Below are 13,752 nucleotides of genomic sequence, written 5' to 3'. Positions count from 1 at the left end.
CGCGCTCGCCACGCTCGTCCCCGTCCTGGACGCCTCCGCGCCGCCGACCTGGGAGATCCTGGCTCGTCCAGGCCTTCTTGCTGCAAACCATCGCCGCCGCGGCGCTCGGCGATACCGACACCGCCGGTCGCGCCCTCGAACGGGCGCTGGAGTGCGCCGAGCCCAGCGGCGCACTGTGGTTGTTCCTCCTGCATCCCGTCCCGGACCGCCAAGCTCGGCACCCACCGCCGCGCCGAGGCCGTCGCCCACGCCCGCGACCTGGTCCTGCTCGCCCCGTCCACCATCCCGAACCGATGACTCAGCCGCGGATGAGGCCGGCCGCCCGATGGCCGATGACCACGCACGGGGCCATGGTGTTCCCGGAGGTCACGCGAGGCAGCACCGACGCGTCGGCGACGCGCAGGCCGGCCACGCCCCTCACGCGAAGCTCGGAGTCGACGACGGCGTCGCCGCCCGCACCGATCCGGGCCGTCCCGCACTGGTGCCAGAAGGTGCCGGCCGCCGTACGGATGTAGGCGGCGACCTCTGCGTCGGACACGGTCCCGGGGATCGCGCGGGAGCCCCGGTAGGGACCCATCGCCGGCGCGTGGGCGATTTCTTGGGCGAACCGGTACGCCTCGACCGCGTCCCGCAGGTCCTCGGGCTCGTCGAAGTAGCCGGTCTCGATCACCGGAGCGCTCGCCGGATCCGCGCAGGTGAGCCGCACCGACCCGCGCGACCGCAGGCGCATGCCGAGCAGGAAGGTGAAGGCGGACTCCGGCATGCCGTACCGCGCCGCCGCCTCGGGGCTCATGAACGCGCTCGCGCCGGAGTACATGACGAACTTCGGCGACGCCACGCGTCCGTCGCTGCCCCAAAAGCACACCGCCTGGGCCCGCGGCGGCGGGGGCAGCTCCGCCGCGCCGGCCTCCCACACGCAGCCGAACATCAGGTGGTCGTCGAGGCCCGCGCCCACACCGGGCAGGTCGGCCAGGACGCCGATCCCGTGCGACTCCAGGTGCCCGGCGGGCCCGATGCCCGACCGCATGAGGATCGCGGGCGTCTGCACCGCCCCGAGGCTGAGCACGACCTCACGCGCCGCGCGGAAACGGACGGTCCGGCCCTCCGACAGGGCCTCGACGCCGACCGCCCGCCCGCGATCGAACACGACCCGGGTGACCAGGGTCTCCGTCAGCACCGTCAGGTTGGGCTGCCGGCGCCGGGGAGCGACCAGTGCGCGGTAGGGCGAGCACCGCACGCCGTCCTCAATGATCTCGTCCCGGACGGCGCAGCCGGTGCCCCGCTCGGCGAGTTCCCCGTTCGGGCCGTCGTAGCGGTCGAGGCCCGCGGACTCGGCGCCGGCGAGCATCGAGGCGAAGAACGGGTGCAGCGGCTGTGCCGGACGGACGTGGATCGGGCCCTTGGTCCCCCGCCGGTCGGGGTCGGGCTCGCCGTGCCAGGTCTCGAGCTCGCGGTAGGCGCCGAGCGCCGAACGATAGTCCCAGCGCGGGTCCGAGCAGCTCGCCGCCATGTCGTCCCAGTCGCGCCGGTGACCGCGCGACCACACGCCGACGTTGATGCTCGACCCGCCGCCGAGGCCCTTGCCCATCGAGTACGGCAGCCGCCGGCCGTCGACGTGGGCACCGGGCGCCGTGACGAAGCCCCAGTCGCGTTCGCTGCCGAGGTTCTCGAACCACCGGTCGGGATCGGACACCCGGGCGTCGACGTCGTCGGGACCCGCCTCCACGAGCAGCACCCGCAGGTCCTCGTCGGCCGCGAGCGTCCCGGCGAGCGTCGACCCCGCCGAGCCCGCGCCGCACACGATGACGTCGAACTCCTCTTCGGCGGCGCGCGCCGGGTCGGTGGTGAATCCGGCTTCGGTGTGCCGCTGACGCTTGTCCACGTTCTTCACTCCTCATCAGGGCCCGCGACGCGGGCGTGGTCCGGCTCGGTCAGAGCACGATGTCGGCGAGGCGGTCGATCTCGTCCGGGTCTCCGACCGCGGGGTTGAGGACGAGTTCGTCGGCTCCGATGTCGGCGAACGCGGCCACGGCGTCCTTGACCCGTCCCGGCCCGGAGGCCATGCCATCGGTGATGAGGCGTGCCACCTCATCACCCGTGCCCTGGTAGTAGTCCCAGACGTTGGCGTGGCCCTGCTCGGTGTGGCCCAGCGCGGAGTAGGCGAGCGCGACCAGGCGGGGCGAGCCTTCGCGCCCGGCCGTCGCCCACGCGGCACGGACCGCGTCGAAGGCCGACGCGACCATGGGCGCCGGCACCGAGCCGCCGACGTAGCCGGCACCCCGGCGGGCCACCCGCTCGAACGAGGCCGAGAGAGGGAGCACGTGCCCGGGCGATCCCGCCCGACGTCCGACCGCCCGCAAGTGCGGCGTCACCGCCGGGCACACGCCGCTCCGGGCCGACCGTATCCGGTGGCGGGCGCGGGGTCGGAGACGGAGGCGCGCAAGCGCGGAGCAGCCTTGCCAGGAGGCCGCAGACCGTGCCGAAGAGCATCGCGATCTGAAGGAGTACCCGGATACGCCGATCACGCCGCTCGACGAGCGCAGCATCGCCTGGGCGATCCAAGCGCGGCGACCAGCGACCTGCCGCGAACTGTCATATTCGAGATTCCTTTTCTTCGTGTCGCCATCGAGCGAACGCCGATGTCCGTTCTACGTTGGCGCCCCATAATCCTGCAACGTCCCTCTTCGGGTCTCACCGTCATCGACGTCGTCACCGGCCGAGGCCCCGGCGTGAACCGGCTTTCATTGTCCAGGCCGGCCCGCCGATCGGCGTATCGCCCGCACCGGAACGTGACGGCGTTCGCCGTAAAGCCACAACGAAAGCCAATCCCCTTTTCGGGGACTTCGATGACGTTCCGCCGGGCTGGGCTCTGCCCCTCGTACTACCGTCCGAACCGGCCGGTCAAATCGCGCAACGCGATTCCCGCGTCGTCATCCAGGAGGAAGCCTTGTAGAACCTCGTCATCCGAAGAAGCAGGCGTCATCACCGGCATCGTCGCCTCGGCCGCGGCGTTCTGCGTCGCCGGCGCATCGAGCGCATCCGCCGACACGCCCGTTACGGCGTCGTGTACCTCACGTATCGTGCCTGCGTTTTCGCCGGAGACGTTTACGCCCAGAAGGGCATGCTCCACGGATTCCCCTGCCCGCAGGTGAAGGGCTTTACCAGCTGAACTGGTGGTGACCATCGCGGGTCACCGCCATACGTGTGCGAGACACGATTCGTTTCGGCCTGCGAAAGGCGGATCATTCCGCGGAAGGGCGCGGCCGCTATCGATTCCACGCGTTGCCTATCCATGGCAGGGCGTGGCTAGAGATCGACGGACCTCCCAGACTGGTGCCCATGGACGGAGAACGACAGCTCGGCGCGTTCCTGCGCGCCCGCCGTGCCCGGCTGCGACCGGAGGACGTCGGGCTGGTGCCGTACGGAGACCGGCGGCGCGCGCCCGGGCTGCGGCGCGACGAACTGGCGCTGCTCGCCGGGGAGAGCGCGTCGTATTACGCCAGGCTCGAACAGAGACACTCGCGGGGCGCGTCCCCTGACGTGCTCGACGCGATCGCCCAGGCCCTGAGGCTGGAGAACGCCGAGCGGTGGCAACCTGCGGCTGGCGGCCGGCCGGAATCCCGGTGACCCGGCGCTCGCGTCACTGATCGGTGAGCTGACGATGCGGAGCCCGGAGTTCACCGCCCTGTGGTCCGACCACAAGGTCCGCGCCTGCGATGTCGGCGTTTACGACATGCGGCATCCCCTGGGGGTCCGATGGCCGTCAGCCAGCAGACCCTGTGGACCGAGCAGGGGCAGCGGGTCGTCGTCGCGACCGCGAACCCGGCTCCTCCTCGGCGAACGCGCTCCTCCACACCACCGCCGCACGCTGGGCCACCCGCTACCGCCAATTGGGCGCCGAGGGCATGCACGACCGATCCAGCCGCCCGCACCACAGTCCCCACCCACACCACCGCAGGTCGAAGCGCGCGTAGTCGCCCTGCGCCGGGCGCACCGTATCGGGCCTGTCCGGCTGGCCGCCCGCACCGGCATCGCGCCATCCACCGCACACCGCATCCTCACCCGCCACGCCCTGCCACCCCTGACGGTCTGCGACCGGGCCACCGGCGAACCCATCCGCCGCTACGAACGCGACCGGCCCGGCGACCTGGTCCACATCGACGTCAAAAAACTCGGCCGCATCCCCGGCGGCGGGCGGCCACAAAATCCTCGGACGCGCGGCCGGCCGCAAGAACCGAAAACGCGACGGCGCCGGCTACCTCTACCTGCATACCGCCCTGGATGACCACTCCCGCCTGGCCTACACCGAAACCCTGACCGATGAGACCGCCGCCACCTGCGCCGCGTTCCTCAGGCGCGCCACCGCCTGGTTCGCCGCCCGCGGCATCACCATCAAACAAGTCATCACCGACAACGCCTGGGCCTACACCAAGAACACCTGGCGCACCACCTGCGACGAACTCGGCATCCCCCCGCTGGACCCGGCCCTGGCGGCTCCAGACCAACGGCAAGGTCGAACGCTTCCACCGCACCCTGACCGAGGAATGGGCCTACCACCAGCCCTACACCTCAAAAACCCAACGCCAAGCCGCCTTCAGCGACTGGCTGGACTGGTCTACCACCGACCCCACACCGGCATCGGCGGCCAACCCCCAGCCAGCCGCGTCACCAACCTGCCCGGACAGCACGCCTAGGTCGCCCTGCGTGTAACTCAACCGCCCCCGGATCCTGAAGAATTAGCTGGTACACCCAGCAGCCGCGCTGATCTCCTGATCGGGGTGAAGGTAGCCACTGGTGGCGTGCGCGGTTTTAGCGCGGATCCTCGAGAAATCGCCCGCCGCGGACCGGCGGCCAGGCGGCGTATGGTGCGCGACGTCATGCGGCTCTTCGCGCCGAGGGTTTGCGTTGCGGCCCTGTCTTGAGTGGTCCAGTGTCTCCTCCGGCGCGGTGCCCGGTCGACATCAGGCGTGCAGGGTGCTGCCGACCTCGGCCAGTGCCTCGATGGTGACCCGCACGGAGGGGCGTACCGCGGCCTCCGGACGCCACACCGCGTAGATCCTGCGGGTGAGGCGCGGTTCGACGGGCAAAGCCACCACGTCCTTCGGGAGGAGGTGACTCAGGCCCAGGCTGGGGACCATCGCGAGGCCCACGCCGGCGGAGACCAGGGCGATCTGGGTGGGGTGTTCGGCCACCACATGCACGATGCGTGGTTCCGCGCCCTGCGCCCGCATGGTGTGCAGGAGCCATTCATGGCAGGTCGAGCGCTGAGGTCGGCTGATCCAGGATGCGTCGGCCAACTCGCTCACACGTACGGCGGTGCGGTCCGCCAGGGCGTGATCCGCGGGCAGCGCCACACATGCCGTATCCACCATGAGCAGGCGCCTTCGCAGATTACCGGTCCAGGAGATCGGCATGTGCTCCCAGTCCTGGGCTATACCGACATCCAGCTCGCCGCGCTCCACCTGCGCCAGAGGGGAATCATGGTCCAACTCCCGCACGCGGATCTCCAGTTGCGGTGCCCGCTCGGACAGGATGCGCAAGGCCCGCGGCACCACGCCGCGCGCCGCGGTGGGGAAGGCACCCAGGGCCAGCCGGCCCACGGGATGGTCGTTGCGCGACTGGAGCTCGGCCTCGGTCTCGTCGACCAGGGCCAGGATGTGTCGCGCGCGCTCCGCCAGCAACCGTGCGTTGGGCGTGAGTTCCACTCCGCGGCCCGTCCGGGTGACCAGTTGGTGGCCGGTCTCCTGCTCAAGTTTGCGAAGGTGCTGGGACACGGCCGAGGGCGTCAGGTGCAGCACCGCTGCTGCCCCGCTGACCGAGCCGAGGGCGGCCACGGCCTGCAGGCTGCGAAGTCGATCCAGGTTCAGCACGTTGAACGCACGCTACAAACAGAGCTCACAAAACCTCGCTTGTCCTGGGCTTCTCTCGATCGCAGAGTGGTGGCCATGGACTCAGTCTCCTCCACGACCGAGAGCGCGACCGACAACGGGGACAGGGTTTCGCCCTCACCTGCGGTGCCTCCCGGTCACCGTCCCAACGGCCGTTTCGCAACCGGCACTCCGTCCTCGCCAGTTGAAGCGGCCGAGGGTTCGCCGTCCGGTTCCCGCCGCAGCCTCGACTGGCGCATCCGCTTTCTGCTGCTGGCCCTGGTCTGGGGCCTCAGCTTTCTCTTCGTCAAGGTCAGCGGAGAGACTTTCGCGCCGCTTCAAGTCGCCCTGGGACGGGTGGCGCTCGGAGCCTTGGCGCTGCTGGTGGTGCTCGCGGTCAAGCGTGATGCGCTGCCCCGTAGGCCGGTCCTGTGGTTGCATCTCGCTGCCGCGGGCTTCCTGCTCAACGCCCTGCCGTTCACGCTCTTCGCCTACTCGGAGGAGCGCATCACCTCCGCGCTCGCCGGGATCTGCAACGCCACGACACCGCTGTTCACGCTGCTCGTGGCGATCAGCGCACTACCGAACGAGCGGCCCAACAGGAACCGGCTGGCGGGCATGGCCATCGGCTTTCTCGGCGTCCTCGTGGTCTTCGGCGTCTGGAACGGCGCGGACGTCGGCGATCCGGTGGGCGCGGGCCTCGCACTGACGGCCGCGCTGGGCATGGGCGCCGGCTGGGTGTACGTCCGTCGTTTCCTCACGGACTCCGGACACTCCATCGTCTCCCTGTCCGCGGCTCAGCTGACGGCCGGGGCCGTCGAACTGGCCCTGGTCACACCGTTCCTCACCTCCCTGCCCCGCCAGTTCCCACTCGCTCAGTCCCTGTCGCTCCTCACCCTCGGCACGGTGGGTACGGGCATAGCCTTCTTGATTCAGTACGGACTGGTGCGTGACGCGGGCGCCACGGTGGCATCCATGGTGACGTACCTCGTGCCCATCATCTCTACCGTCGCCGGCGTCCTCGTGCTGGGCGAAATGCTGAACTGGCACCAGCCGGTAGGCGCTGTGGTGATTCTCGCCGGCGCCGCACTGTCACAGCGCCCCGTTTCTTCACAGTAATCGCATCCGAACACGCACTACGGCTGCGGACCGCCGCGTCCCACAGATGCTGCGCCACTTGACCGGCGGCGGTCCCAAGCACCCCACCTACCAGGCCCTCGAAGAACTCGGCCCCATGATCCGCATCATCTTCATCTGCGACTACTCGGCCGACGAAGAGCTCCGCCGGGAGATCGGCGAGGACCTGAACGTGGTGGAGAACTTCAACTCGTTGAGGTGAGTGATCGCCGCGGTGATCCGGTGCAGGGCGAGCGCGGAGACCTCGACGTGCTCGCGGTCATCGCCGGTCAGGTCGCCGGCCTTGCCGTAGAAGATGTCCTTACTGGCGGTACACCCTCCGGAGTTCCGGCGCCGAGCGGTCGAGCTGGCGCGTCAGGGCGACAAACCCCTCATCCAGCTCGCGAAGGACCTGGGGATCAGCCGGTCATGCCTGCAGAACTGGATGGCCCAGGCCGACGCCGATGAAAATGGCGGCCCCGAGCGGCTGACCAGCGCGGAGAAGAAGGAACTGGAAGAACCGCGGCGCCGGCCTGATTCCCGACCGCGGCGGCCAGCAGGTCCATGCGGATACGACAGCCGCAGTTCGTCGAGATGCTGTAGGTGTGGCGAACCCGGATTCAGAGACGTTGAGCACGCAGCAGCAGGTCTGAATCGGCGGGCCTTCGGCGGCCATCACCTCGATGGCTTCGAACCGCCTTTTGGGAGCACCGCCTGTAAATGGCCTGGTCGCTCATCTGCAGGTATGCGGCCACCTGCTGCACGGTCCGGCCGGCCTCAACAGGTCGTGCGTCTTGTCGGTAGAGGCGTGCTCCTGCCTTTTTCCAGCACGCGGTCTGCGTCAGGCTCCGGCTATCCGAGGGACCACTGCTGGTTGCTGCCGCCGTTGCACGACCAAAGTTCGACCAGGGCGCCGTTGGCGGTTCCCGCGCCGGTCACATCCAGGCACAGGCCCGACTGGACGCCGGTGATCGTACCGTTGGAGTTAAGGTTCCACTGCTGGTTCACCTGGCCGTTACAGGACCAGATGACCGCTTTGGTGCCGTTGGTGGTGCCCTGGCCGTTGGCGTCAAGGCACAGGGTGCTGCCGCCGACCGTGACCGTCAGCTCCTTCGAGGAGTCGTGCGTCCAGGTCTGGTTCGCCTGACCGTTGCAGCTGTAGATCTGCTGCTGCGTGCCCAGCGTGGCGGTCGAGTTCGGATCATCCAGGCACTTACCCGCGCCCACCGCGCGCAGCGCACCCGTGCTGCCGGTGGTGGCGCCGCTGACGGTCCAGGTGAACGTCGTGGAACCGGTGGCGCCGGTGGGGTCGGTGGCCCTGACGGTCGTGGAGAAGCTTCCGCCGCTGGTGGGAGTGCCGGTGATCAGGCCGCTGGAGCTGATCGCCAGGCCGGGGGGAAGGCCGGTGGCGCTGTAGGTGAGTGTCTGCCCGCTCGCCGAGTCGGTGGCGTGGATCTGAAGCGCATTGATCGGGGTGCCGGAAGCGGCCGTCTGGTTGCCGGGATTGGTGACGGTGACCGTGTTGCCGCCGGTGGATCCGCTGCCGTCCAGACCCATGAAGTGAATGGCGTAGGCGGCCATCGCCGTGCCCTGGATCGGCAACTGGTGCCCGGCGCCGGCGATACTGTACGCCTCGACCTGCGTGGTTCCGGAGCTGTCGTTGTAGCGGGTCCGGTTCCAGTTGGTGACTGGGACGTCACTCGATGAGGGGGTCTGGCTCACTCCGAGCACGTTCGTCCACTGCTTGACCTCTTCACCGAGGTTGTTGTAGTTCAGGGTGGTGTCGGCGGTGCCGTGCCACAACTGCACCCTGGGCCGCGGACCGGTGTAGCCGGGGTAGGCGTCGTTGCGCACCAGATCGCCCCATTGCTGCGGGCTCATGATGACCTGGCCGCCGGCACAGGCCCCGTTCCATCCGCGGACCGTTCCGGTATAGAAGCAGTGGTAGGGCACGCCCATGAACGCTGCGCCCGCCTTGAACACGTCGGGGTAGTCGGCGAGCATGACGTCGGTCATCATCCCGCCCGACGACTCGCCGGTGACGTACACGGCGTTGGGGTTCCCACCGTAGTGCTGCTCGGTGTACGTGATCATCGACATCAGCCCGACCGGGTCGCTGCCGCCGTTACGCGTCAGTGCCTGATTGGACGAGACGTCCCAACAACTGCCGCTGGGATTGGTCGAGGGGTAGATGACGATGAACCCGTACTGGTCGGCCAGTTTCCCGAAATCGGTGCTGGAGTACAGATAGGGTCCCGTGCCCTGGCATCCGTGCAAAGCCAGCAGAATCGGCGGATTGGGCTTAACGTTGTTCGGCACATAGAGGTACATCAGTAGGTTGCTCGGGTTGGTGCCGAAGCTCGTGATCTGCGTCAACGAGGCGGCGGCGGCCTCGGGCGCGGCCGGCAGGCTCACACCGACCACGGCCCCGACCGCCAGGACGATGCCGAGCAGGCGAGATCTCAGTGACCGGAACCGGAACAGAGACCGCAGCATGGGACCTCCTCGCCCGTGGGCCTTCGTCAGCGCAGAACAACGAGTCGCGTCGTTACCGGAGAAGCCCAGATGTTCGTCCCGTCGGCCCAGCGGGTCAACGGCCCGCCCTGGCGGACGAGCGGGCATATCCATCTGGCACCGCCTCGGACCAGCGAAGCAACCTGCCGATCCGGCCCTGGCAGGGGCGAAGGCGCGGCCATCTGCCGTGTAAGTTTCATCCGCTCATTGCGCGAACGGCCGATTGAGGACGAGTTCATCGTTGCGATCGCGGAGGCCGACGACCAGGGCCTGTCCGCTGCCGGCCTCGGGCAACTCACCGGCCGATTCATTTCGCCCGGCTTGAAGTCCGTCGGCATCTCGGCGCGAAGGCGAATTCGGCTGCTTGCAGCATGGTCGATCACCTGCTATCGATTTGATGGCGAATGTCACCCGAGTTCGGACTATGAGTTTCACATTCCCCCGGGCCTCGTTGAGCAGACCTCACGACTCTTACGTCCTGCCGACGCGCCACCGAACACTGACGATGGAGATTCCGATGTCCTTAGCCTCTCCCGGCCGGCGGCGCGCACGGTCCGTTGCCTCTTCTTTGCTCGTCGCGGCGATGACGGCGGCCACACTGGTCCCGTCCGCGACCGAGGCCACGGCGGCCCAGCCGACCGCGACCGTGCTCCCGGACTACCGCGATACCCACTACAGCTTCGCCGAGCGGGCTGCCGACCTCGTCTCCCGCATGACTCTCGACGAGAAGGTACAGCAGCTGCACACGAACAGCGCTCCGGCCATTCCCCGACTCGGCGTACAGCAGTACACGTACTGGAGCGAGGGCCAGCACGGGCTCAACACGCTCGGCGCGAACACCGATCACGGCACCGTCGGCGGCGGGGTGCACGCGACGAGCTTCCCGACCAACCTGGCCGGCACCATGTCCTGGGATCCGAACCTGATCTACCAGGAGACCACGGCGATCTCCGACGAAGCCCGCGGCATGTTGGACAAGTCGCTGTGGGGTGTCGCGCAGAACAACCTCGGCCCGTCCGCGAGCGACTACGGCTCGCTGACCTACTGGGCCCCGACCGTGAACATGGACCGCGACCCCCGGTGGGGCCGCACCGACGAAGGATTCGGCGAGGACCCGTACCTGGTCGGCCGGATGGCCGGTGCGTTCGTGAACGGCTACCAGGGCCAAACCCCATCCGGCCGGCCGATGACGCCTTATCTCAAGGTCGCCGCCACGGCCAAGCATTACGCGCTCAACGACGTGGAGAACGACCGGCACGCGGACTCCTCGGACACCACGGACGCCAACATCCGTGACTACTACACCAGGCAGTTCCGGGATCTGATCCAGAACGCCCACGTGTCCGGCCTGATGACCTCGTACAACGCGATCAACGGCACGCCGGCCCCGGCCGACACCTACACGGCGAACGCGTTGGCGCAGCGAACGTACGGGTTCAACGGCTACACCACGTCCGACTGCGGCGCCGTCGGCGACGTCTACGCGCCGGGCAGCCATGACTGGGCGCCGCCGGGCTGGACCACGGCCACCACCAACGGCACGCCACAGTGGACGAACACCGCGACCGGCCGGCAGGTCTCCGGTGCCGCCGGTGGCCAGGCGTACGCACTGCGCGCGGGCACTCAGCTCAACTGCACCGGCTCGGAGGACACCTCCGCGAACATCAAGGAGGCCATCCAGGCCGGGGTGCTGTCCGAGGGCGTGATCGACGACGCACTGGTGCACCTGTTCACCATGCGCATGCGGACCGGCGAGTTCGACCCGCCGAGCAAGGTGGCCTACACGAAGATCACTAAGGATCAGATCCAGAGCCCGGCTCATCAGGCGCTGGCCGAAAAGGTCGCGGCGAACTCGTTGGTGCTACTGAAGAACGACCCGGTGCCCCACACCGACGCACCGCTGCTCCCGGCCGATCCGGCCACGCTCGACAACGTGGTCGTCGTCGGTGACCTGGCCGGCACGGTCACTCTCGGCGACTACTCCGGCGAACCGGCGCTCCAGGTGAACGCGGTACAGGGCATCACGTCCGCGATCAAGGCGGCCGACCCGAAGGCCACGGTCACCTTCGACGCGTGCGGCACGTCCACCGGCGCGACCACGGCGGCGAAATGCTCGGCGCAGACCCTCGCCGCGATCCGAACCGCCGACCTGGTGGTGGTGTTCGCCGGCACGGACACGAACCTGGCCACCGAGGGCAAGGATCGCACCACGATCGCCATGCCGGGTAACTACGACTCGCTGATCGACCAGGTGAAAGCGGTCGGCAATCCGCGTACGGCGCTGGCCCTCCAGGCAGGCGGCCCGGTCACCATCGACAAGGTCAAGGACGACTTCCCGGCCATCGTGTTCAGTGCGTACAACGGGGAGAGCCAAGGCACCGCGCTGGCCGACGTGCTGTTCGGCAAGCAGAATCCCAGTGGGCACCTGGACTTCACCTGGTACGCCGACGACGCACAACTGCCCGGGATGAAGAACTACGGCCTCACCCCGTCCCAGACCGGTGGCATCGGCCGCACCTACCAGTACTTCACCGGCACGCCGACGTATCCGTTCGGCCATGGCCTCTCCTACACCGGCTTCGCCTACTCGCACGTGCGTACCGACACCCGGACCGTCCACGCGGACGGGCAGGTGACCGTACGGCTGGACGTGACCAATACCGGCCGCAAGGCCGGCGCCACCGTCGCCCAGCTCTACGCGGCCACGCCGTTCACCGTGCCCGGCGTGGAACTCCCGCGCGAACGACTGGCCGGATTCCAGAAGACGAACGTCCTGCCGCCCGGCCAGACCCAGCATCTGGCCATTCCGGTGCACGTGAGCGATCTGGCCTTCTGGGACGAGGGCCGACATCGCGACGTGGTGTACGACGGCCCCTACCAGTTCAGGGTGGGCACCGACGCCGACCACATCGTCGGCACCAGCACGGTGCGCGTCACCGGAACCATCACCCCGAGGACGCGGTACGTGACCGTGCAGCCCGATCACGTGGTGTTCGCGCCGGGCGAGAGCATCGACCTCGCAGGCAAGAACCCGTGGATCGCCGATGACACGGCGCAGGCATCCCAGCACGTCCGGGCCGACCACATCGTCGAGGCGGTGAACAACGACGAGTCGTTCGTCGACCTGGCGCACACTCGGGTCGGGTACCGCAGCAGCGATCCGCGGGTGGCCCGGGTGAGCCCGGCCGGCAAGGTCACCCTGGTCGCCCCCGGCGTGGCGACCATCAGCGTCACGGTGAACGGGGTCACCGGCTCCACCCCGGTCGTGGTCAAGCAGCCGTTCACGCTGAGCGCGCCGGCCCAGGTACAGCCGGGCACGACGTTCACCGCCACCACCACGCTGCCCAACCCGGCGGGTGCCCAGCCGCTGCGCGACGTGAGCCTGACGCTGACCGTGCCCAGCGGCTGGACCTCCCAGGCCGCGTCACCGTCCACCTTCACCACCGTGGCGGCCGGCCAGACGGTCAGCACCACCTGGCATGTGGACGTGCCGGCCTCGGCTCAACCGGGCAAATTCGCTCTATCGGCGCAGGCGACATTCACCTCCGTCAACGGGCGTGGCACCTCTATGGACGCGACCACCACGCTGCTGCCGCATCCGCCGTACTCATCGTTCCCAGCGGCGTACAACAACGTGGCCATCAGTGACGACGCCGACCCCGGCACGGGCGACATCGACGGCAACGGCGCCAGTTTCTCCGCCCAAGCGCTGGCGAACGCGACGCCCAGCCTCACCCCAGGCGCCACCTTCACCCACGACGGGTTGACCTTCACCTGGCCGAAGGCGCAACCGGGCACCCCGGACAACGTGGTCGCCGGCGGAGCGGCCGGCGGGCAGACCATCGCCATCTCCGGCTCCGGCCGCACACTCGGCCTGATCGGCACCGGTGACTACGGCAGCTCGGTCGGGACCGCGACCGTGACCTACACCGACGGCACCACCGACTCACACACCATCAGCTTCGCGGACTGGTGGGCCAACGCGGCGATCGGCGGCGACATCGTCACCACGGTCCCGTACATCAACACCGCCGGCGGCCGGGAGGACCAGCAGGTGAGCCTGTATTACGCCGCGATACCACTCCAGACAGGCAAGACGGTGCGATACCTGACGCTGCCGGATATCAGCGACGGCGCGGTCGCCGGCACAGCGGCGATGCACATCTTCACCGTCGCCATCGGCTGACCGGCCTCGTTCCTCCCGGTTGCCGGCCGTCTCGGACCTCACCGCCACGTCATAGACGGGCGGTGCCAC

Annotated in this window: 9 protein-coding genes and 3 pseudogenes; 7 read left to right on the top strand and 5 right to left on the bottom strand. The window is 68.8% G+C overall.

From position 1 onward, the window contains the following. Positions 1–298: 298 nt before the first annotated feature. The 3 genes from NDW01_RS44190 to NDW01_RS41335 form a co-directional block, all read right to left on the bottom strand. Positions 299–1,882: a GMC family oxidoreductase gene (locus NDW01_RS44190; protein ID WP_252830018.1), complete on the bottom strand. Its 1,584-nt coding sequence runs from the start codon at positions 1,880–1,882 to the stop codon at positions 299–301. Between the two features lie 49 nt (positions 1,883–1,931). Then, positions 1,932–2,321 (bottom strand): hypothetical protein, encoded by a 390-nt coding sequence (locus NDW01_RS41340; protein ID WP_252830016.1) that lies wholly within the window; start codon positions 2,319–2,321, stop codon positions 1,932–1,934. A 560-nt stretch (positions 2,322–2,881) separates the two neighbouring features. Further along, positions 2,882–3,184: a hypothetical protein gene (locus NDW01_RS41335; RefSeq protein ID WP_252830014.1), complete on the bottom strand. Its 303-nt coding sequence runs from the start codon at positions 3,182–3,184 to the stop codon at positions 2,882–2,884. A gap of 155 nt (positions 3,185–3,339) precedes the next feature. Here NDW01_RS41335 and NDW01_RS41330 point away from each other — a divergent pair, with 155 nt between their 5' ends. The 3 genes and pseudogenes from NDW01_RS41330 to NDW01_RS41325 all read left to right on the top strand — a co-directional run. Continuing rightward, positions 3,340–3,627 carry a helix-turn-helix domain-containing protein gene (locus NDW01_RS41330; protein ID WP_252830012.1) on the top strand — a complete coding sequence of 96 codons (288 nt, stop codon included), beginning with the start codon at positions 3,340–3,342 and terminating at the stop codon, positions 3,625–3,627. Beyond that, a pseudogene (locus tag NDW01_RS44185) lies at positions 3,596–3,688 on the top strand (MmyB family transcriptional regulator); the annotation flags it as partial. The gene NDW01_RS41330 and the pseudogene NDW01_RS44185, both read left to right, overlap by 32 nt. A gap of 163 nt (positions 3,689–3,851) precedes the next feature. After that, positions 3,852–4,694: pseudogene (locus tag NDW01_RS41325) on the top strand (IS481 family transposase); the annotation flags it as partial. A 267-nt stretch (positions 4,695–4,961) separates the two neighbouring features. Here the strand turns inward: NDW01_RS41325 and NDW01_RS41320 are convergent. After that, a complete protein-coding gene (locus tag NDW01_RS41320) occupies positions 4,962–5,870 on the bottom strand; it encodes a LysR family transcriptional regulator (protein WP_252830011.1) in 909 nt (302 codons plus the stop codon). Positions 5,871–5,945: 75 nt separating this feature from the next. Between NDW01_RS41320 and NDW01_RS41315 the strand changes: the two genes are divergently transcribed. From NDW01_RS41315 to NDW01_RS44595, 3 genes and pseudogenes are all read left to right on the top strand, one after another. Continuing rightward, positions 5,946–6,986 carry a DMT family transporter gene (locus tag NDW01_RS41315; protein WP_252830009.1) on the top strand — a complete coding sequence of 347 codons (1,041 nt, stop codon included), beginning with the start codon at positions 5,946–5,948 and terminating at the stop codon, positions 6,984–6,986. A 46-nt stretch (positions 6,987–7,032) separates the two neighbouring features. After that, positions 7,033–7,206 (top strand): Tn3 family transposase, encoded by a 174-nt coding sequence (locus tag NDW01_RS41310; RefSeq protein WP_406567812.1) that lies wholly within the window; start codon positions 7,033–7,035, stop codon positions 7,204–7,206. Between the two features lie 93 nt (positions 7,207–7,299). Next, positions 7,300–7,497 (top strand): annotated as a pseudogene (locus NDW01_RS44595) (transposase); the annotation flags it as partial. A gap of 338 nt (positions 7,498–7,835) precedes the next feature. On the opposite strand, the gene NDW01_RS41305 reads toward NDW01_RS44595, so the two are convergent. Then, the gene (locus NDW01_RS41305; protein WP_252830007.1) at positions 7,836–9,479 is read right to left on the bottom strand and encodes an extracellular catalytic domain type 1 short-chain-length polyhydroxyalkanoate depolymerase; all 1,644 of its coding nucleotides are present in this window, start codon (positions 9,477–9,479) and stop codon (positions 7,836–7,838) included. Positions 9,480–10,080: 601 nt separating this feature from the next. Between NDW01_RS41305 and NDW01_RS41300 the strand changes: the two genes are divergently transcribed. Next, a complete protein-coding gene (locus NDW01_RS41300; RefSeq protein WP_252830005.1) occupies positions 10,081–13,683 on the top strand; it encodes a glycoside hydrolase family 3 C-terminal domain-containing protein in 3,603 nt (1,200 codons plus the stop codon). The last annotated feature ends 69 nt before the right edge of the window (positions 13,684–13,752 follow it).

Source organism: Actinoallomurus soli (assembly GCF_024055715.1).
In the GTDB taxonomy this organism is placed as follows: Bacteria; Actinomycetota; Actinomycetes; order Streptosporangiales; family Streptosporangiaceae; genus Actinoallomurus; species Actinoallomurus soli.
Note: the sequence above shows the minus strand (reverse complement) of the source record. Positions and strands in the feature narration are given on the sequence as shown.

Coding starts and splice junctions, on each gene's coding strand:
- NDW01_RS41305 (WP_252830007.1), bottom strand. CDS start 9,479: ATGCTGCGGTCTCTGTTCCGGTTCCGGTCACTGAGATCTCGCCTGCTC.
- NDW01_RS41315 (WP_252830009.1), top strand. CDS start 5,946: ATGGACTCAGTCTCCTCCACGACCGAGAGCGCGACCGACAACGGGGAC.
- NDW01_RS41335 (WP_252830014.1), bottom strand. CDS start 3,184: ATGGTCACCACCAGTTCAGCTGGTAAAGCCCTTCACCTGCGGGCAGGG.
- NDW01_RS41330 (WP_252830012.1), top strand. CDS start 3,340: ATGGACGGAGAACGACAGCTCGGCGCGTTCCTGCGCGCCCGCCGTGCC.
- NDW01_RS41310 (WP_406567812.1), top strand. CDS start 7,033: ATGCTGCGCCACTTGACCGGCGGCGGTCCCAAGCACCCCACCTACCAG.
- NDW01_RS41300 (WP_252830005.1), top strand. CDS start 10,081: ATGACGGCGGCCACACTGGTCCCGTCCGCGACCGAGGCCACGGCGGCC.